The sequence below is a fragment of the Sphingomonas mali NBRC 15500 genome (genome assembly GCF_001598415.1).
GTDB lineage: Bacteria > Pseudomonadota > Alphaproteobacteria > Sphingomonadales > Sphingomonadaceae > Sphingomonas > Sphingomonas mali.
In genome coordinates this window covers 102,165-120,370 of sequence record NZ_BCYX01000009.1, presented here as the reverse complement: position 1 = coordinate 120,370, position 18,206 = coordinate 102,165, and the positions used below count along the sequence as shown (strand labels likewise).

The 18,206-nt window shown below is 64.8% G+C and carries 18 protein-coding genes; 9 read left to right on the top strand and 9 right to left on the bottom strand.

The window, feature by feature from the left end:
- Positions 1–21: 21 nt before the first annotated feature.
- Complete coding sequence (locus SMA01S_RS09465; protein ID WP_066820676.1) at positions 22–933, bottom strand: histone deacetylase family protein; 912 nt, start codon at positions 931–933, stop codon at positions 22–24.
- A 52-nt stretch (positions 934–985) separates the two neighbouring features.
- Between SMA01S_RS09465 and SMA01S_RS09460 the strand changes: the two genes are divergently transcribed.
- The 6 genes from SMA01S_RS09460 (at position 986) to SMA01S_RS09435 (ending at position 6,968) form a co-directional block, all read left to right on the top strand.
- On the top strand, positions 986–1,960 hold the full coding sequence (locus SMA01S_RS09460; protein WP_066820674.1) for an alpha/beta hydrolase: 975 nt from the start codon (positions 986–988) through the stop codon (positions 1,958–1,960).
- Between the two features lie 17 nt (positions 1,961–1,977).
- Positions 1,978–2,457 (top strand): RNA pyrophosphohydrolase, encoded by a 480-nt coding sequence (locus SMA01S_RS09455; protein ID WP_066820744.1) that lies wholly within the window; start codon positions 1,978–1,980, stop codon positions 2,455–2,457.
- Between the two features lie 80 nt (positions 2,458–2,537).
- Positions 2,538–3,434 (top strand): DUF481 domain-containing protein, encoded by an 897-nt coding sequence (locus SMA01S_RS09450; RefSeq protein WP_066820672.1) that lies wholly within the window; start codon positions 2,538–2,540, stop codon positions 3,432–3,434.
- Positions 3,435–3,496: 62 nt separating this feature from the next.
- On the top strand, positions 3,497–4,699 hold the full coding sequence (locus tag SMA01S_RS09445; protein ID WP_066820670.1) for a hydrolase: 1,203 nt from the start codon (positions 3,497–3,499) through the stop codon (positions 4,697–4,699).
- On the top strand, positions 4,696–5,712 hold the full coding sequence (locus SMA01S_RS09440; protein WP_066820665.1) for an arginine N-succinyltransferase: 1,017 nt from the start codon (positions 4,696–4,698) through the stop codon (positions 5,710–5,712). Before SMA01S_RS09445 ends, SMA01S_RS09440 begins: the two co-directional genes overlap by 4 nt.
- On the top strand, positions 5,712–6,968 hold the full coding sequence (locus SMA01S_RS09435) for an N-succinylarginine dihydrolase (RefSeq protein ID WP_066820663.1): 1,257 nt from the start codon (positions 5,712–5,714) through the stop codon (positions 6,966–6,968). The genes SMA01S_RS09440 and SMA01S_RS09435 overlap by 1 nt, the downstream gene beginning before the upstream one ends.
- 61 nt (positions 6,969–7,029) lie before the next feature.
- Here the strand turns inward: SMA01S_RS09435 and SMA01S_RS09430 are convergent, their stop codons facing one another.
- Positions 7,030–9,258 (bottom strand): S9 family peptidase, encoded by a 2,229-nt coding sequence (locus SMA01S_RS09430; protein ID WP_066820743.1) that lies wholly within the window; start codon positions 9,256–9,258, stop codon positions 7,030–7,032.
- 174 nt (positions 9,259–9,432) lie between these two features.
- On the opposite strand from SMA01S_RS09430, the gene SMA01S_RS09425 reads away from it, so the two are divergent.
- The gene (locus SMA01S_RS09425) at positions 9,433–9,813 is read left to right on the top strand and encodes a VOC family protein (RefSeq protein ID WP_066820661.1); all 381 of its coding nucleotides are present in this window, start codon (positions 9,433–9,435) and stop codon (positions 9,811–9,813) included.
- A gap of 60 nt (positions 9,814–9,873) precedes the next feature.
- Here the strand turns inward: SMA01S_RS09425 and SMA01S_RS09420 are convergent, their stop codons facing one another.
- Positions 9,874–10,422: a DNA-3-methyladenine glycosylase I gene (locus SMA01S_RS09420; RefSeq protein WP_066820660.1), complete on the bottom strand. Its 549-nt coding sequence runs from the start codon at positions 10,420–10,422 to the stop codon at positions 9,874–9,876.
- Between the two features lie 141 nt (positions 10,423–10,563).
- On the opposite strand from SMA01S_RS09420, the gene SMA01S_RS09415 reads away from it, so the two are divergent.
- Positions 10,564–11,766, top strand: a complete 1,203-nt coding sequence (locus SMA01S_RS09415; RefSeq protein ID WP_066820659.1) for a serine hydrolase domain-containing protein — start codon at positions 10,564–10,566, stop codon at positions 11,764–11,766.
- 30 nt (positions 11,767–11,796) lie between these two features.
- Here the strand turns inward: SMA01S_RS09415 and SMA01S_RS09410 are convergent, their stop codons facing one another.
- The 4 genes from SMA01S_RS09410 to SMA01S_RS09395 all read right to left on the bottom strand — a co-directional run bounded on the left by SMA01S_RS09410 (position 11,797) and on the right by SMA01S_RS09395 (position 15,374).
- Positions 11,797–13,344, bottom strand: coding sequence for an N-acyl-D-amino-acid deacylase family protein (locus tag SMA01S_RS09410; protein ID WP_066820656.1), 1,548 nt, complete (start codon positions 13,342–13,344; stop codon positions 11,797–11,799).
- A 191-nt stretch (positions 13,345–13,535) separates the two neighbouring features.
- Positions 13,536–13,916 (bottom strand): 50S ribosomal protein L19, encoded by a 381-nt coding sequence (gene rplS / locus SMA01S_RS09405; RefSeq protein ID WP_066806226.1) that lies wholly within the window; start codon positions 13,914–13,916, stop codon positions 13,536–13,538.
- 1 nt (position 13,917) lies between these two features.
- Positions 13,918–14,649: a tRNA (guanosine(37)-N1)-methyltransferase TrmD gene (trmD, locus tag SMA01S_RS09400; RefSeq protein ID WP_066820655.1), complete on the bottom strand. Its 732-nt coding sequence runs from the start codon at positions 14,647–14,649 to the stop codon at positions 13,918–13,920.
- Complete coding sequence (locus tag SMA01S_RS09395) at positions 14,646–15,374, bottom strand: metallophosphoesterase family protein (protein ID WP_066820654.1); 729 nt, start codon at positions 15,372–15,374, stop codon at positions 14,646–14,648. Before SMA01S_RS09395 ends, trmD begins: the two co-directional genes overlap by 4 nt.
- Positions 15,375–15,568: 194 nt before the next feature.
- Here SMA01S_RS09395 and SMA01S_RS09390 point away from each other — a divergent pair, with 194 nt between their 5' ends.
- A complete protein-coding gene (locus SMA01S_RS09390; protein ID WP_066820653.1) occupies positions 15,569–16,864 on the top strand; it encodes an Hsp70 family protein in 1,296 nt (431 codons plus the stop codon).
- A gap of 20 nt (positions 16,865–16,884) precedes the next feature.
- On the opposite strand, the gene rimM is transcribed toward SMA01S_RS09390, so the two are convergent.
- Both rimM and rpsP read right to left on the bottom strand, forming a co-directional pair.
- Entirely contained in the window at positions 16,885–17,424 is a 540-nt protein-coding gene (gene rimM, locus SMA01S_RS09385) for a ribosome maturation factor RimM (protein WP_066820738.1), read from the bottom strand.
- Between the two features lie 140 nt (positions 17,425–17,564).
- Positions 17,565–18,200, bottom strand: a complete 636-nt coding sequence (rpsP, locus tag SMA01S_RS09380; protein ID WP_066820651.1) for a 30S ribosomal protein S16 — start codon at positions 18,198–18,200, stop codon at positions 17,565–17,567.
- Positions 18,201–18,206 lie beyond the last annotated feature (6 nt).

The window sequence follows — 18,206 nt, the reverse complement described above, 5'->3', positions numbered from 1 at the left end:
CAGCTGAAACGAAAGGCGCAGTTAGCGGTGCCTGAAAGCCGCGCCAGCAAAGGTCTCGCCCAAGGTGATAATCGCGGAGACGTGGCGACGCGCGATTGCCAGCACATCGTCGCCATAGCCGCCGCCCACCGTGCTCGCGAGCGGCAGGCCGCGCTCGATCGCCAGTCGCGCGACCAATTGTTCGCGACGTGTCAGACCGTCGTCGCTCAGATCGAGTCGGCCGAGCCGGTCGCCCACGAACGGATCGACACCTGCCTGATAGAGGATCAAATCGGGCCGCTCGGCATCGAGCATCGGCGCCAGCGTCTCCTCCAACGCCGCGAGATAGGCGTCGTCGTCCACGCCGTCGGGCAGTGCCACGTCGAGCGTCGAGCGCGCCTTGCGTGCCGGAAAGTTCTTTTCGGCGTGGATCGAATAGGTCGCGATATCCGGGTGACCGGCGGTCAAGGCCGCGGTGCCGTCGCCCTGATGCACGTCGCAATCGACGATCAGTACGCGGCGCCCCTCGTCCGCCAGCCTGATCGCCGCGATGGCGAGGTCGTTGAACACGCAATAGCCCGCGCCGGTATCCGCCAGCGCATGATGGCTGCCGCCCGCGCTGTTGGCGGCGAACCCTCGCTCGAGCGCGAGCCGCGCCGCGAGATAAGTGCCGCCTGGGACAAGCTGGGCGCGGCGCGCGACAGTCGCGTTGACCGGGAACCCGATCCGCCGCTCCTTGGCGCGCGGGACTCGGACTTCGATCACCTCGGCGACGTATTCGGGATCGTGCGCCGCCTCGATCCAACGCCGCGGCATCGCCTCCGGCTCGAACCACGCGATCGCGTCGCCGGCCTCGTGGAGCACGTCGCGGATCGCGCCGTTCTTGTTCCATTGATAGCCGGATTTGGGCTGTCCTGGCGCCACATAGTCGGAATGATGGACGACCGCGATCATAGGTTTTAACTTAGGACCTAAATCATCAGACACCAGTGAGAGGAACATCCGAATGACCGAGCCCTTCGTCCGCCCCGATGTGCGCGGATTCCTCGATTTCCTCAATAACTTGCCCGGCCCCAAGATGCACGAGCTCGACGCGCCGGCCGCGCGTCAGGTCTATGTCGCGATGAAGGATGTCGCCGATCCGCCGGTGGGCGAACTCGGCACCCTGCTCGATCTGTCGATCCCTGGTCCGGCCGGCGACGTCCCTGCGCGTCTCTACGATCCGCGCACCAGCCGCGAGCCGGGCCCGGCAGTGGTGTTCTTCCATGGCGGCGGGTTCGTGATCGGCGATCTCGAGAGCCATGGCAGCTTCACCGCCGAAATGGCGCGCGTGCTCGACTTGCCGGTCATCGCGGTCGACTATCGCCTCGCCCCCGAAGCGCCTTGGCCCGCGGCGCCCGACGATTGCGAGGCGGCGGCGCGTTGGGTCGCGGACAGCCCCGCCGAACTGGGCCGCTCGGTCACGTCGCTGGTGTTGTGCGGCGACAGCGCGGGCGGCAATTTGGCGATCGTCACCGCCGCGGCGCTCCGCGACAAGGCCGCCCGGGTGCCGGTGATCGCGCAATTGCCATTTTATCCGGCGACCGACGCCAGCAAGGAATATCCGTCCTACACCCAATTCGCCGACGGCTATCTGCTGACCAAGGACAGCATGGAATGGTTCATGGCCGCTTATAAGAGCGAAGCAGATCATGTCCGCAGCTCGCCGCTGTTAGGCGACCTCGCCGGCATGCCGCCGGCCGTGGTCGTCACCGCCAGTCTCGACCCGATCCGCGATCAAGGCCGCGCCTATGCCGCGGCGTTGGCGCTGGCAGGCGTGCCGGTCGTGTTCCGCGAAGCGAAGGGCAATATCCACGGTTTCATCACGATCAGAAAAGCGATCCCCTCCAGCGTCGGCGACGTGATGGGCGCGTTCGCGGCGCTGAAGGACATCATCACGGAAGCCGAAGGCGATCGCGTCATGGCGCAGGCGGCGGAATGAATGGCCAAAGCCGTGCGATGAGCAAGACCGACCTCCCTTACCGTCCCTGCGCGGGCGTCATGCTGCTCAACCGCGACGGCCTGGCGTTCGCGGGGCAGCGCATCGATACGACGATGGAAGCCTGGCAAATGCCGCAGGGCGGGATCGATCCTGGCGAGACCGCCGGCCAGGCAGCGATTCGCGAACTCGGCGAGGAAATCGGCGTCCGACACGACAAGGTCGAGCTGATCGCGCAGGCGCCGGGCGAATTCCATTACGATCTGCCCGACGAGCTGGTCGGCAAGGTGTGGAAGGGCAAATGGCGCGGCCAACGCCAGACCTGGTTCCTCTATCGCTTCCTGGGCGAAGATCTCGATATCAACCTCGCCACCGACCATCCGGAGTTCAGCACCTGGCGCTGGGTCGATCCGCACGAGCTTCCCGCGCTGATCGTGCCGTTCAAGCGCCAGCTGTATGAAGACGTAATCGCCGCATTCTCGCCCTATCTGAAGGGCTAGAGACCGTCTCGCAACAATCCGTCAACGGATCGTCGCGTCACCGGTTTCAATGGCAGGATTGCTGTATTATGTGCCGCGCCATGCGCCTCCCCCTGCTTCTCGTCGCAGCAGCGCCGATGCTGCTCGCCAATACCGATCCGGGATCGATTCCGCCGCAGATCAAGACGATGATCGACGCGGCGATCGCCTCCGGCAACGAAGGCGAGGTAGCGACGATCGTCAAATATGCCGGCAACGCGGCGCCCGACAGCAAGGAATCGATCGCCAAGCTCGTCAATGACTGGAAACGGAAGCGCAACGACGAAAAGACCGCCAAGCTGCTGGATGCCAGCTTCTTCGACCTGTGGTCTGGGCGCGCCGAGCTTGGTGGGTACATCTCCACCGGCAACAGCAATAGCGAGGGCGTCTCGGCCTCGCTTGCGCTGACTCGCGATGGTCTCGATTGGCGTCAGAAGTTCAAGGCCCAGCTCGATTACCAACGCAGCTTGGGCGTCACCTCGCGCGAACATTATCTGGCGGCGTGGGAGCCCAATTGGAAAGTCGACGACCGATCGTACATCTACGGATCGGCGCAGTTCGAAAGCGATCGCTTCCTAGGCTATACCACCCGCTATTCGGTTTCGAGCGGCGCGGGTTACAGCGCGCTCAAGGGAGACAGGCTCAAGCTCGATCTCGAACTCGGGCCGGCCTATCGCTCGACCAGCTTTACCGACGGTGACACCGAGCGCAGCATCGCCGCTCGCGGCAGCGTGGATTTCGCCTGGAAGCTCTCCAAGGGCATCCAGTTGACGCAAAACGCGTCGGCCTATGTCGAGCGCTATAATTCGACCGTCACCGGCACGACCGCGCTCAACGCCAAGGTGCTGGGTCCGCTATCCGCCCAGCTGTCCTACAATGTCCAATATGAAAGCATGCCGCCGGAAGGCCGCGTGACGACCGACCAGATCAGCCGGGCCGGATTGGTCTACGCTTTCTGATCCATTCCAAGCCACCGGGTTCGCGGCTTCACCAATCGATCGCGACCGCCTAGAGCAGTGGCATGACGGAGATGATAGAGGCCGCGATCCTCGAGCGCGTGCGTGACGAGCCGATGCTCGATCACACGCGCGCCTGGGCCGCGATCAATAGCGGGACGCGCAATCTCGCAGGCCTGAAGACGATGGCGGCAACGCTGGCGGACGCATTCTCGGCGCTGCCTGGCGAGGTGGCGCTGATCGAGCCCGCTCCCGCCACGAGCGTCGCTTCGGACGGCACTGTCAGCGCGCTCGACCATGGTCGGCATCTCGTCGTCCGGGTGCGGCCCAACGCGCCGGTCAGGATGCTGTTCACCGGCCATATGGATACGGTCTATCCAGTCGATCACCCGTTCCAGGAGCTGAGGTTCCTCGATCCCAATACCCTCAACGGCCCCGGCGTCGCCGACATGAAGGGCGGGTTGGCACTGCTCCTGGCGGCGTTGAAAGCCGTCGAGGCGTCCCCGCTGGCGAGCCGCATCGGCTATGACGTGATGATCAATTCGGACGAGGAGACCGGGTCGTTCTCGTCCTCGGCGCTGATCGCCGATCTGGCGCGCGGCAAGGTCGCCGCCTTGACCTACGAACCGGCGCTCGCCGACGGCACGCTGGCCGGCGCGCGCGGCGGCACCGGCAACTTCTCGCTCGTCGTCCACGGCAAGAGCGCGCATGCCGGGCGCAATCCCGACGACGGCCGCAATGCGATCGTCGCCGCGAGCGATCTCGCGGTGCGCTTGTTCGCGGCGAAGGAGGACGGACTCGCGGTTAATCCCGCGCGGATCGAGGGCGGCGGACCGAACAATGTCGTTCCCGACCTCGCCATTCTGCGGATCAATTTCCGGCCGTCCTCACCCGAGGCGATCGCCCGCGCGCAAGCCGCGATCGATGACGCGGTCGCCGACATCGCCGCTGCGCGCGACGTGCGGATCGAGGCGCATGGCAGCTTCAACCGCCCGCCCAAAGCGATCGACGACGGCGCCGCCAAATTGTTCGACCTGGTCAAGCAGGTCGGTGCCGGACTGGGGCTGGCGATCGGCTGGAAAGCGACCGGCGGTGTGTGCGACGGCAACAATATCGCCGCCGCCGGGGTCCCGGTGGTCGACACGATGGGCGCACGTGGCGGCGCGATCCATTCGGCGGACGAGTTCCTGCTGGTCGACAGCTTGGCCGAACGCGCGGCCCTGTCCGCGCTCACCATCATGCGCATCGCCGAAAAGGGGGAATTGTGAATTTCCGTATCCGTGCCGCGAACGACGAGGATCTCGACCATCTCTACGAGATGGCGAAACTGACCGGCGGTGGTTTCACCAACCTGCCCGCCGACCGCCGCGCGCTCCGCCGCCGCCTGGTGCAGAGCGGCGCCGCCTTTGGCCGCGCCGAGGAGACGCTGGGCGACGACGTCTTCGTGTTGATGCTCGAAAATGTCGAGACCGCCGAGGTCCGGGGCACGTGCCAGATATTCAGCCAGGTCGGGCAGAAGCACCCCTTTTACAGCTATCGTATCGGCACGCTGTCGCAGAAGAGCGAGGAGCTCGACCGCACGTTCCGCGCCGAAATGCTGACTCTGTCGACCGACCTTGAGGGCGCCAGCGAAGTCGGTGGGCTGTTCCTCCATCCCGGCGAGCGCGCTGGCGGTCTGGGTATGCTGCTCGCGCGCAGCCGCTATCTGTTCATCGCAATGCACCGCCCGCGCTTCGCCGACCGCATCCTGGCCGAATTGCGCGGGATTATCGACGAAGCGGGCGGATCGCCATTCTGGGACGGACTCGCGGGCCGCTTCTTCGGGATGAATTTCCAGGACGCCGATCGCTTCAACGCGACCCATGGCCACCAGTTCATCGCCGACCTTTTCCCCAAGCATCCCATCTATGTCGCGATGCTGACCGAGAGCGCGCGAAGCGTCATCGGCCTGCCCCATCCGTCCGGACGCGCCGCGATGAGAATGCTGGAAAATGAAGGCTTTGCATTCGAGAATTATATCGACATCTTCGATGGCGGCCCGACCATGACGGCGCGTACCGACAAGGTGCGAAGCATCGCAGAAGCGGTGACCAGCAGGGTGGTGGCGGTCGACGATGACGGGGGAGAACGTGCGCTTGCGGCCGCCGGACATTTGTCGAACTTCCGCTGCGCCTTCGCTCAGCTACGCACCGCCGGCGGGGGCGTCGTGATCGACCGCGCCGGCGCCGCCGCGCTTGGTGTCGGCGAGGGCGACGACATCACGCATATCGGCCGCTTCTGATGCCGCTGGTCGAGATCAATTTCGATGGCGTGGTCGGCCCGAGCCACAATTATGCCGGCTTGAGCCTGGGCAACCTGGCCGCGACCGGCAATGCCGGCCAGACCTCGCGCCCTCGCGAGGCGGCGCTCGAAGGCGTGGAGAAGATGCGCGCCAATCTCCGGCTCGGATTGACCCAGGGCCTTTTGCCGCCGCACGACCGTCCGGACGATCGCTGGCTCGCGGCGCTGGCGACAGATTATGCGGCGGCGCCGCCGCATCTGAAGGCGCAGGCCTTGTCCGCCTCACCGATGTGGGCGGCGAATGCGGCAACGGTATCCCCTGCCCCCGACGCCGCGGACGGTGCATGCCATCTGACCGTCGCCAATCTGGTGACGATGGCGCATCGCAGCCACGAATGGCCCGAGACGCTGGCGCAACTCCGCCTCGCTTTCGCCGATCCGGCGTTCCTTGTGCACCCGCCCGTCCCCGCCCCGTTCGGTGACGAGGGTGCGGCCAACCATATGCGGCTGTGCGAGCATCATGGCGCGCCGGGCATCGAGATCTTCGTCTATGGCGAAAGCGGCGGCCCCTTTCCCGCTCGTCAGCGTCGCGAAGCGTCGGAGGCGGTTGCGCGCGCGCATCGCCTCGATCCGGCGCGGACGATCTTCGCCCAGCAGTCGGTCGAGGCGATCGCCGCCGGCGCCTTCCACAACGACGTCGTCGCGGTCGCCAACGAACGCGTGCTGTTCGCGCACGAACTCGCCTTCGAAGACAAAGCCGGCCTGTACGCGGAGATCGCCGCAAAGGCGCCCTGGGCCGAGATCGTCGAGGTGCCGGCACATCGGGTAAGCCTTTCCGACGCCATCCAATCCTATCTGTTCAACGCGCAGCTGGTGACGCTGCCCCATACTACGATGGCGTTGATCCTGCCCGGCGAAGCGCGCGGCAATGCCGCGGTCTGGTCCTGGCTCGGCGAGATGATCGCGGGCAACGGGCCGATCCGGCGGCTCGAAGTGGTCGACGTCCGCCAGTCGATGCGCAACGGCGGTGGTCCGGCCTGCCTGAGGTTGCGCGTGGTGTGCGACCCCGCCACCGTCGATCCCCGCTTCCTGGTCGACGAGGCAAAGCTCGATCGGGTCGCCGCGGTGATCGCGGCACATTGGCCCGAGGAGATCGCGATCGCCGAGATCGGCGAGCCGGCCTTGCTCGATCATATCCGTACCGCGCGCCGCGCTTTGCTCGACGCTCTCGGCCTGATCGAGCTGATCGACCGGTAAGACTGGAGTGGCGTGCCCGATTTCCCAATCGGACACGCCACTCTAAATTGTTTGTGATCGGCTAGCGGGCCGGGCGGTTCTTCACCACGCGATCGAAATAATTGAAGATCGTCGTCCAGACATGGATGTCGCGCGCCGCGGCATGCGTCTTGCCCGGGTAGAACATCATCTCGAACGGGCGGTTGGCCGCCTGCATCTTAGCCGCAAAAGCCGTCGAATTCTCGAACACGACATTGTCGTCGGACATGCCGTGGACGAGCAGGAGCGGATCGTCGATCTTCGCCGCATCGGCGATCGCGTCCGATTTCTCATAGGCTTTCGCGTCGACCTTGGGGTCACCCATGTAGCGCTCGGTATAATGGGTGTCGTAGAGTTCCCATTTGGTCACCGGCGCGCCCGCCACGCCGCCGGCATAGACGCCGGGATTGGCCTCGAGCATCTTCAAGGTCATGTAGCCGCCATACGACCAGCCGTAGATGCCGATCCGATCGGGATCGACATAGGCTTGCTGCTTGAGCCATTGCGCACCGGCCAACTGGTCCTGCACCTCGATCGATCCCATTGCGCGATAGATCTTGTCCTCGAACGCCTTGCCGCGATTGGGCGAGCCGCGATTGTCGAGCTGGAAGAAGATATAGCCCTTGCTGACGATGAGCTGCTCAAGCGGGCTTTCCCAGCCGCGCGTCACGGTCTGGCTGTGCGGGCCGCCATAATGCTGGAAGAACACCGGATAGCGTTTGCCCGGCTCCATCTGCGGCGTGATCATCTCGTAATAGAGATCGGTGCCGTCGGCCGCCTTGATCGTGCCGAACGTCCGCTGCCGATGTGCCCCGAGATAGGGGAAATAAGGATGCCCGGCTTTGACCGCATTCTCGTTGATCCAGCCGAGCTTCTTGCCGCTGGTATCGGCGAGATAGGTTTGCGGCGGCTGGTTCGGGTTAGAGCGCGTAACGATCAGCCGCGTCGCGGCATCGTCCATCACCGCCTTGTTGGTCCAGCCGCGCTCGGTCAGCCGGGTCACCGCGTTGGGGTGCGCGATGTCGACCGTGTAGAGCTGCTGCTCCAGCACGTCGTCCTTGTTCGCCATGAAATAGAGCCGCCCGCGCGTTTCATCGACGCCGACCAGATCGGTGACTTGCCACTGCCCCTTGGTCAGCTGCGTCCACTTGCCCTTGGCGAAGCGGTAAAGATGGCCAAAGCCGTCGCGCTCGGACCACCAGATCAGGCTGCCGTCCTTCATCGCGTGGTAATTGTCGCTGAGATTGACCCAGGAGTCGGGTCCGGACTTTTCGCTGAACCAGGTCCTGGCCTTGCCCGTCGCCGGATCGACCGCAAACATATCGAGTTCGGTCTGGGCGCGGTTCTCTCGCTGCACGAGCAACGTCTTGCCGTCTGGTGTCCAGTCGACGCGGGTCAGGTAGATGTCGGGGTCATTGCCCAAATCGACCTTGACCTTGCCGCCCGTCGCCGGGTCGAGGACGTAGAGCTCGACCGCGACATTGGGCGTGCCCGCGGAGGGATAGCGCTGGTCGAACACCTTGGTGCCCTCGGCGCCGATCGCGGCGCGGGTGACGATCCCGACCGGCGCCTCGTCGAACCGCTCGACCGCGACCAGCCGGTCGCCCGGCGCCCACCAATAGCCGGTGCGACGATCCATTTCTTCCTGCGCGACGAATTCGGCCTCGCCCCAATGGACGGTGCCGCCGCCGTCCGTGGTCAACGCCTGGGCGGCACCACCGCCGAGCGGCTGGACGAACAGATTCTGATCGCGGACGAAGCTGACATAGCCGCCCGCCGGACTGATCACCGGATTGAGCTCGCCGCCCGGCGTATTGGTCAGGCGGTCAACCTTACCGTCGAGATGCGCGAGATAGAGATCGCCATCGAGCGGAACCAGGATCGACTTGCCGTCGGGCGCCCAGTCATAGGCGACGATACCCTTGTCGCCGGCGATGCGCGCGCGCTCGCGCTGCATCTTCTCGGCCTCGGACAGTTCGGCGCCGGTGCCGACCTTCTTCGAATCGACCAGCATCCGCTCCTCGCCGGTCGCGGTGTCGCGCGCCCAGAGATCGAACCGGCTCTTCTCGTCGGCGCGCGGCTTGAGCAAGGTCAGCAGCTTGCCATCCGGCGACAGCTTCATCGCACGCGGCTGCGATCCCGATAGATCCGGGCTGCCGAACACCCGATCGAGCGTCAGCGTGCGCTGCGCATCGTCAGCAGCCACGGCACTCGTCCCGATCGCCAGCGCCGCCGCCAGCCCGATCATCCCACCGGTCAACCATTTCCGCATGTCCTTCGCGACTCCCTGCGCACCCGACTGAATGCGGGCGTTGCCGCAGCTTATCGCGGTCGCGGAACGTTCCGTAAAGGGCCGCGCGCCGATCGACATTACCCCTTGACCTCAACTATAGTTGAGGAATTATTTCCCTGGGCACGGAGCAAATTCAATCGAAAGGATCCATCCATGCCCGGCGCCTTTATCGAGCACGTCAACATCACCGTTCGGGATCCGGAGCGCAGCGCGAAGCTGATGCACGATCTGTTCGGCTGGCATATCCGCTGGCAAGGCCCGGCACTCAATGGCGGCCGCACGATCCATGTCGGCGACGACCAATTCTACCTGGCGCTCTACACCAGCCAGGGCGCGGATACGCCCGACGACGCCTTTCGCAAGGGCCATCCGCTCAACCATGTCGGAATCGTCGTCGACGATCTCGATGAGGCAGAACGCCGCGTCGTCGCTGCGGGGCTCGATCCGTTCAATCACGGCGATTACGACCCCGGCCGGCGGTTCTACTTCTTCGACTTCGACGGTACCGAGTTCGAGCTGGTTAGTTACGGCTGAGCATTCCCTGCACGATAAAGCCCGGCGGCCTGGCTCGGCGCCAAGGCGGACGGTACGGAGTCAGGTCCTGCGGCGGAAACAGCCATTCAGGTGATCATCGACCAGCCCGCATGCCTGCATCCAGGCATAGACGATGACCGGCCCGACGAACTTGAAGCCGCGCTTGCGGAGTTGTTTCGAGACGTCTTCGGACAACGGCGTCTTGGCCGGCACATGCACGCCATCGCCCTTGAGCGGCTCGCCATCGACGAACGCCCAGCAGAATTCGGCGAAATCCTCGCCGGCATCGCGCATCGTCAGATAGGCGCGCGCATTGCCGATCGTCGCCTCGATCTTGGCGCGCGAGCGGATGATCCGCGCATCGCCGAGCAGCCGTTCGACATCGGATGAATCGAACCTGGCGACCGTCTCCGGGTCGAATCCCCGAAACACCTCGCGAAAAGCGTCGCGCTTCTTCAGGATCGTCGACCAGGACAGCCCGGCCTGGAAGCCGTCGAGCTGGAGCTTTTCCCATAATGCACGGGAATCGCGCTCGGGCACGCCCCATTCAGTATCGTGATAGGTCTGCATCTGCGGGTCCGAACCCGCCCAGGGACAGCGATTGGTCATTCGCGGTCAGATAGCGCCCCGCGCCACGCTTAGCGAGCGATCCCGCAAGCTATACCGATCGCAACCCAATTGCATTGCGCGACAGGCAAACGCCCAGCAGGATCGGCATTCCATTCGCGCGCAAGAGCAAGGAAGATCGCCATGTCCCGCTGGATCCCCCCCTGTCTCCTGCTCGCCATCTCCGTGATCGCCAGCCCAGCAGCGGCCAGCGAGCGCGCGTTCGACAAGGCGCTGACCGACTTCCGCGCGCTGCACCGCGCCGAGGTAAAACGGGCTGGTATCGTCGGCAGCAGCTTTTACGTCGTGCGCGACGGCCGGATCGCCGTCGCCGACCATCTCGGCGATCAGGACGTCGACACCAAGACGCCGGTCGACGCGCAGACCATCTATCATTGGGCGTCGATCACCAAGACCATGACCGGGATCGCGATCATGCAATTGCGCGATCGCGGGTTGCTCAAGCTCGACGACCCGATCGTCCGCTACGTCCCCGAGCTCGCCGGGGTGCATAATCCGTTCGGCGATACCGGCGAGATCACCATCCGTCAGCTGATGAGCCACAGCGCCGGCTTCGGCGGTGCGACCTGGCGCTGGCGCGACCGCGACTGGCAGCCGTTCGAGCCGCCGAGCTGGGAACAGCTCAAGGCGATGATTCCTTACACCGAGGTGAAGTTCAAACCCGGCAGCCGGTTCAGCTATTCCAACCCGGGCATCGTCTATCTCGGCCAGGTGATCGAGCGCCTGTCGGGCGAGGATTTCGAAGTCTATATCGACAAGAACATCCTCCGGCCGCTCGGCATGGTTTCGAGCTATTTCGATCGCACGCCGCTTTATCTGCTGCCGCACCGGACGCACAGTTATTACATTCGAAACGGCAAGCGCGTCGAAGCGCCATTCGATGTCGATACCGGTGTGACAGTCTCCAATGGCGGGCTCAACTCGCCGCTGCCCGACATGGCGAAATACGTTGCCTTCCTGCTCGGCGATCCAACGCGGCAGGCCGAGTATGACGTGGTTCTCAAACGTGCGTCGCTCGAGGAAATGTGGAAGCCGCAAATCTCGGCGGGCGAGGATTATACGCAGGGCCGGATGGCGAAAACGACGTGGAGCGGGCTGTCCTTCTTCCTCGACCAGACCGACGGCATCCGCATCGTCGGGCATAATGGCGACCAGAATGGCTTCCGCGCCTATCTCAGCCTGTGTCCCGACCAGCACATTGGCAGCCTGCTCACGTTCAACACCGAGACGCGGGAGGTCGAGAACGATCCCGGTAACCGCGACATGCCGGAGTCGCGGATTGCGTTGGCCACGGACAGTTTGTGCAAGGCGGTGGCGAGAAAGTAATTCCTCCCCGGAACGGGGAGGAATTTTCGATTACCGTGCCCTCAGCAGCTTCCCCGAAAACCCAACCCTTTTTCCGCCTTCAAAGGCAGGCTGGCCATTCACCATCACCAGATCGAACCCCTCGGCCATCGCGAAGGGATCGACATAGGTCGAGCGCGCCCTGACCTTCTTCGGATCGAACAGGACGAGATCGGCCTTCGCCCCCGCCCGCACCACACCGCGATCGGGCAGGCGCAGCGTCTGCGCGGGAAAGCCGGTCGCCTTGCGGACCATTTCCTCGATCGTCAGCTTCTTGTCGCGGACGACATAGTCTTCGACCAATTTGGCATAAGTACCGGTCGCGCGCGGATGTCGCATGCCGGGGCCGCCATCGGTCGAAAACGAGACGTTGGGATCGACCAGCAACGTATCCTGCAACACCTTGTCCATCGTGAAATGCGCGCCCGACCCGCCGTCTGGCCCCAGCTTGATGAGCAGGTCGGCATAATGCGTGCCCTCCTGCTGCGCCGCCTGGGCTAAGGTCTTGCCGGCATAAGGCGCGGTGCCGATCAGCAGCGCCTCCGGCCCGCCGCGGCGCGTCATCCGGGCGATCAGATAGTCGCGCAGTTCCTGCCGCCGGCTCGCCAGCACTCCGGCATAATCGGTCGGCGGCAACGCCCATTTCGGGAAGAGGATTGCGATCCCGGTATAGCCGGCCTCATAGGGATATTCGTCGGCGGTAAGATCGATCCCGCGGCGACGGAAATCGGCGACGAAGGCGAGCAATTCCCTTCCACGCTTCTCGCCTTTGCCGAACACCGACTTGAAGTGAGAAATATGCGGCCGCGCGGGCAGCGACGACGCGACCAATTCGTTGATCGACGCCTCGATCTCGTCGTCATTTTCCGAGCGCATGTGGCTCATGCAGACGCCGCCATAGCGCGCCACGACCTTGCCGAGATTGCTCAGCTCCGGCGTCTCCGAATAGATGCCGGGCACATATTCCAGGCCGTAGGAAATACCGAACGCGCCCATCCGCAGTTCGGAATCAAGCTGCCCCGCCATCCGTTCGAGCCCCACTGCGTCGGGGCGACGCACCGAATCCGCGACGCCGGCCGCGCGCCGCAAGGTGCCATGGCCGGCGAGCAAGGCGACGTTGATATCGATCCGCGCGCGATCGACCGCCTGCATCCAGCTCCTGGGATCGAGGTCGTTGCCGATTCTCGGTCCCTCGCCATCCTGGCCGAGCGTGACGGTGGTGACGCCCATCGCGAGGAACGTCTCGTAGGAATCGTGGAGCGGATCGCCATGGCTGTGCATGTCGATGAAGCCCGGCGCGAGCACCCTGCCCTCACCCGCGACGACCCGCGCGCTCGTTTCCGACACCTTGCCGCTCGCCGGCATGATCCGGGCGATCCGGTCGCCCGCGACGAGTACATTGGCAAGCCGCCCGGGTGCCCCGGTCCCGTCGACCAGCAGGACTTCCCGAAACAGCGTCGCGGGCTCGTTCAGCGCCCCGGCACGAACCGCCCAGCTCGCCAGTCCTCCGGCCGCCACCGCTCCACCGATCAGCTGTCGCCGCGTCAGGCGCTGGGACATGAGTCCTCCCTCTCTCGTTCTAGATCCCGAACTGGCAGACTAATCGCGATCCGATCGTTCCCGCCATAGATTGAAAGGGAGCAGCCATAGACCGCCGGCATAGGCGCAAGATCGCGGCCGGCCGCGCCAGCACGAAAAAGGGCGCGGAGATCACCCTCCGCGCCCTTTCTATTCTCGCGAGACGACGCTGTTTAGGCGGCGTTATCGCCACGCGTGTCGCGGCGCTCGGCGATACGCGCCGACTTGCCGGTGCGGCCACGCAGATAATAGAGCTTGGCACGACGCACCGCGCCCTTGCGGACCACTTCGATGCTGTCGATGTTGGGCGAATAGAGCGGGAAGACGCGCTCGACGCCCTCACCGAACGAAATCTTGCGCACGGTGAAGTTCGAACCCATGCCCTTGTTCGAACGCGCGATGCACACGCCTTCGTAATTCTGGACGCGGGTGCGTTCGCCTTCGACCACCTTCACGCCGACGCGCAGCGTATCGCCCGGGCGGAATTCGGGAATCTTCTTGGCCTCTACGAACTTCGCAATGTTCTCGGCCTCGAGTTGCTGGATGATGTTCATCTCAGTCGTCCTTCTTTCGTCGCCGCGCGCCAGAGGGAGGCTGGACCCGAGCGCCCTCGTGGCGCTCCCAAAGATCCGGTCTCCGTAACCGTGTATCTGTCTCGGCCATCGACTTTCGCCAGGCCGCGATCTTCGCATGATCCCCCGATCGCAGCACTTCGGGGATCGTGCGCCCTTCCCATTCGACAGGTCGGGTATAATGCGGATATTCGAGAAGGCCGCTTTCGAAGCTCTCTTCATCTCCGCTGGAAGGCGCGCCCATTACGCCGGGAAGCAGCCGAATGCAAGCGTCCAGCAGCACCAGCGCCCCTATCTCTCCGCCCGACAGGACATAGTCGCCGATCGACACCTGTTCGACCGGTCGTGCGTCGAACAATCGCTCGTCGAATCCCTCGAACCGGCCGCACAAAACGATGGCACCGGGACCCGCCGCAAGCTCGCGCACACGCTCTTGGGTCAATGGCTTCCCGCGAGGTGTCATCGCCAGGATCGGGCGGCCGTCCGCGACGCTGTCGAGCGCGCTCGCCACCACGTCGACGCGGAGCACCATGCCCGCTCCGCCACCGGCCGGCGTGTCGTCCACCGTGCGATGTTTGTCGATCGCGAAGTCGCGGATGTTGACCGTATCGAGGCTCCATTTGCCCTCGCCCAGTGCACGCCCCGCCAGCGAGGTGCCGAGCGGACCGGGGAACATGTCGGGATAGAGGGTGAGGATGGTGGCGGCGAAAGTCATGCCATCCGCCCCGTCTTGAGCGCGACCGCCCAACCGGCGCTGCCATTCGCATCGGCGCGCCGGGCAGCGGCGGCGTGGTCATAGTCGATCGCGCGGAGCGTTACCGCCAAACCATCGACAATCGCGTAGCGCGCGCAAGGATCGCCGACCTCCACGCGATAAGGGACGGGATGATCGTCATCATAGGCCTGCAAGCCCACCGAGCCGGGATTGGCGATGGTCCGGCCGTCTTTCAACGTCACGATGAGCGGCAGATGCGTATGTCCGCACAGGATCAACGGCTCGCCGCGATCCCCTGCCCGTTCGACCATCTCGGCAACGGTCGCTTCGCGGGCCGCGCCGCTATCGACGGTATAGAGAAAATGCTCGAGATCGTCGGTCGGCGTGCCGTGACACAGCAGCACGTCCGACAACAAGTGCAGCGTCAGCGGTAGGCTCGCCAGCCATTGGAGGTGACGGTCGCTCAAGGCATCGCGGGCAAAGGCGTCGCTCGCGCCCATCCGTGCGCGATCGATGGTCAGCAATTGGCGCTCATGGTTCCCCGCGATCGTCGGCCAGTCGAGATCCATCAACAGATTGGCGGTTTCCGCCGGCCAGAGCGGCCCCGACAGCGAATCCCCGAGATTGGCGAACCCTGTGCAGCCTTGCGTCTCGGCGTCGGCAATCACCGCCTCGAGTGCGGGCAAGTTGCCGTGGATATCGGTCAGGATCGCGATCCGGCTCATGTCCTACTCCCGCGCAGGGAGGTAGCGGACGTAAAGACGCAAGGATCGAGTTTCATCGTTCGACCATTGCCTGCGCTGCCCGAGACGGCAAGTGGCGCCTCATCCGCCGACCCGAAAATGGCGGCAGACGGGAATGCGCGATCACGTCTTCCCTTTTGCCGCCGGCCGTCATCCCCGCTAGAGGCGCGCCGGCCATGAGTGACGCTACCTCTTCCGCCCTGGGATTCGATTTCGGCACCACCAATACCGTGGTCGCCGCGGCGAATGGCGATACCGCCGATCTCGTCATGCTCGACGGGCCGGAAGGCAAAGATGCCGTCTTCCGCTCGGCCTTGTGCTTTTGGGAGGAAGGCGATTCCAGGGTCGCGCTCGGCGCCGATGCCGGCCCCTGGGCGATCCGCGACTATCTCGACTTCCCGCAGGGCAGCCGCTTCATCCAGTCGTTCAAGTCGGTCGCGGCGAGTGCGAGCTTCGAACACGCCACCATCTTCGAACGTCGCATGCGGTTCGAGGATCTGGGGCAGTTGTTCCTGCGCAAGCTGATTGCCCGATCGGGTGGGCGATTGGGACAGACCGCATCGCGCATTATCGTCGGGCGTCCGGTCGAGTTCGCCGGCAGCCGCCCCGACGAGGCACTCGCCAGGCAGCGTTACGACTTGATGTTCGCCGCGCTCGGCACCGAGATCCACTATGTCTACGAACCGCTCGGCGCCGCGTTCAGTTACGCCTCGCGTGTCACCGACCCGGCGACGATCCTGGTCGCCGATTTCGGCGGCGGCACCAGCGACTTCTCGGTGGTGCGGATAGAGGCGCCGGGCGCGCCACGCCGCTGCACGCCGCTGGGCCATGCCGGCGTCGGCATCGCCGGCGACCGGTTCGACGCGCGGATCATCGACAATCTGGTAATGCCGTTGCTCGGTAAGGGCGGGTCCTATCGCTCTTTCGACAAAATACTCGATATTCCCGGTGGTTATTTCAGCGACTTCGCGGATTGGTCGAAACTGGCGCTGATGCGCAATCGGCGCACCTTGGCCGAGCTCGAGAAGCTCCGCCGCGCCGCGCTGGATCCGGCCGCGATCGGCCGGATGATCGCGGTGATCGACCAGGAACTCGGCTATCAATTGTACGACGCCGTCGGCCAGCTCAAACGCGCGCTGTCGGCATCCGACCATGCCCATTTTCATTTTGCCGGCGCTGGCCTCGCGATCGAGGCGGATGTCACGCGCGACGCGTTCGAAACCTGGATCGCACCCGATATCACGCGGATCGAAGCCGCCGCCGATCGCGCGCTCACAGCCGCCGATATCGTGCCAGCAGATGTCGATCGCGTCTTCCTGACCGGCGGCACCTCGTTGACCCCGCGCATCCGGCGCTTGTTTGCAGACCGCTTTGGCGAGGAGCGTATCGCGTCAGGCGGCGAGCTAACCTCGATCGCGCATGGATTGGCGTTGATCGGGCAGCAGGACGATCTCGCCGCCTGGGCGGCGTGAGGTGAAATGCCAGGCCGGCGTCAGGCCTGATCGGCAAATGCCGCGGCGACCACCAGCCGTTCGCTGTCCCACTCAGGAACCGCTTCGGGGCGCATCGGCACCATGAAGCGCTTGCCGGGCTTGCCGCCCTCGGCCGGGCGCTCGATCTCGATCACGTCGCCCGCGCCGAAATTCTCGATCAATACGATATGACCGAGCGGCTCGCCGGCGTCGGACACAACCGGCAGGCCAAGCAGATCGGCGTGATAATATTCGCCCTCGCCCAGCGGCGGCAGCGACGATCGCGGTACGGTGAGTTCGGTGCCGCGCAGTTTCTCCGCCGCGGTGCGGTCGGGGATTTCGGCGAAGCGCGCTATCGCACCCTGCGGCGTGATGCGCAGCGCCTTCAGCGTCAGCGCGCCGGCGTTGAAGCTTTTATGCGGCTTCAGGTCCTCGGCGAAGACCTTCAGGCGGACTTCCCCCGTCACGCCGTGTGCGCCGGTGACAACGGCAAGCGTGACGGGCAAGTCTCCCCGCCCAATTGTGGGAGGGGTCGGGAGAGGGTCTGTTTTTAGCGGCATCGCTTGCGACATGCCCTCCCAGTGACGATGGCGCAATCGGGTCGAAATGCGCCCCGCGCATTTCTCAATCATGCCGGGGCATGATTGACCCGTTGCGTCATCTCATTCCCCTCCCGCAAGCGGGAGGGGAATGATAGGCATCAGCCCTCAGCCGGAGCTTCGGCGCTTTTGGCCTCTTCGGCACCGGTATCGCCGGCGTCGGCGTCCGGGGTCGCTTCGTTGGCGGGCGCTTCCTCGGCAGCGGCTTCGACAGCAGGAGCCTCTTCAGCGGCCGGAGCTTCCTCGGCGGCAGCCACTTCAACGGGCGGGGTTTCTTCAGCAACCGCCTCGGCAACGGCTTCGGCCTCGGGGGTCGGCTCTTCGGTCGCGGCTTCGACCTCGATGGCGATCACTGCTTCGGCCTCGGCCTGCTTCGCGGCGGTGGCGGCTTCGGCAGCCTCGGCGGCCTTCGACGCACGCTCTTCAAGGCGCTCCTTGGCCTTCTCGCCCGGCTCACCCTTCTTCGGGTTGTTGCGGGCCGCACGCTCCTTCACGCCGGCGACGTCGAGGAACCGGGCAACGCGGTCGGTCGGCTGCGCACCGACGCCCAGCCAATGCTTGGCGCGATCGGCGTCGAGCACGACGCGCTTCTCGTCATCCTTGCCGAGCAGCGGGTTGTAGTTGCCGATCTTCTCGATGAACTTGCCGTCACGCGGGCTGCGCGCGTCGGCAACGACGATGCGATAGTACGGACGCTTCTTCGAACCGCCGCGCGAAAGACGAATGCTCAGTGCCATTTTACT

What these genes read in the sequence shown, in the direction of transcription:
- rimM (WP_066820738.1), bottom strand. Translation starts at nt 17,424, where the DNA reads ATGCCGCTAAAAACAGACCCTCTCCCGACCCCTCCCACAATTGGGCGG.
- SMA01S_RS09460 (WP_066820674.1), top strand. Translation starts at nt 986, where the DNA reads ATGACCGAGCCCTTCGTCCGCCCCGATGTGCGCGGATTCCTCGATTTC.
- SMA01S_RS09445 (WP_066820670.1), top strand. Translation starts at nt 3,497, where the DNA reads ATGACGGAGATGATAGAGGCCGCGATCCTCGAGCGCGTGCGTGACGAG.
- rplS (WP_066806226.1), bottom strand. Translation starts at nt 13,916, where the DNA reads ATGAACATCATCCAGCAACTCGAGGCCGAGAACATTGCGAAGTTCGTA.
- SMA01S_RS09410 (WP_066820656.1), bottom strand. Translation starts at nt 13,344, where the DNA reads ATGTCCCAGCGCCTGACGCGGCGACAGCTGATCGGTGGAGCGGTGGCG.
- SMA01S_RS09420 (WP_066820660.1), bottom strand. Translation starts at nt 10,422, where the DNA reads ATGACCAATCGCTGTCCCTGGGCGGGTTCGGACCCGCAGATGCAGACC.
- SMA01S_RS09450 (WP_066820672.1), top strand. Translation starts at nt 2,538, where the DNA reads ATGCGCCTCCCCCTGCTTCTCGTCGCAGCAGCGCCGATGCTGCTCGCC.
- SMA01S_RS09435 (WP_066820663.1), top strand. Translation starts at nt 5,712, where the DNA reads ATGCCGCTGGTCGAGATCAATTTCGATGGCGTGGTCGGCCCGAGCCAC.
- SMA01S_RS09425 (WP_066820661.1), top strand. Translation starts at nt 9,433, where the DNA reads ATGCCCGGCGCCTTTATCGAGCACGTCAACATCACCGTTCGGGATCCG.
- rpsP (WP_066820651.1), bottom strand. Translation starts at nt 18,200, where the DNA reads ATGGCACTGAGCATTCGTCTTTCGCGCGGCGGTTCGAAGAAGCGTCCG.
- SMA01S_RS09415 (WP_066820659.1), top strand. Translation starts at nt 10,564, where the DNA reads ATGTCCCGCTGGATCCCCCCCTGTCTCCTGCTCGCCATCTCCGTGATC.
- SMA01S_RS09455 (WP_066820744.1), top strand. Translation starts at nt 1,978, where the DNA reads ATGAGCAAGACCGACCTCCCTTACCGTCCCTGCGCGGGCGTCATGCTG.
- SMA01S_RS09430 (WP_066820743.1), bottom strand. Translation starts at nt 9,258, where the DNA reads ATGCGGAAATGGTTGACCGGTGGGATGATCGGGCTGGCGGCGGCGCTG.
- SMA01S_RS09395 (WP_066820654.1), bottom strand. Translation starts at nt 15,374, where the DNA reads ATGAGCCGGATCGCGATCCTGACCGATATCCACGGCAACTTGCCCGCA.
- SMA01S_RS09465 (WP_066820676.1), bottom strand. Translation starts at nt 933, where the DNA reads ATGATCGCGGTCGTCCATCATTCCGACTATGTGGCGCCAGGACAGCCC.
- trmD (WP_066820655.1), bottom strand. Translation starts at nt 14,649, where the DNA reads ATGACTTTCGCCGCCACCATCCTCACCCTCTATCCCGACATGTTCCCC.
- SMA01S_RS09390 (WP_066820653.1), top strand. Translation starts at nt 15,569, where the DNA reads ATGAGTGACGCTACCTCTTCCGCCCTGGGATTCGATTTCGGCACCACC.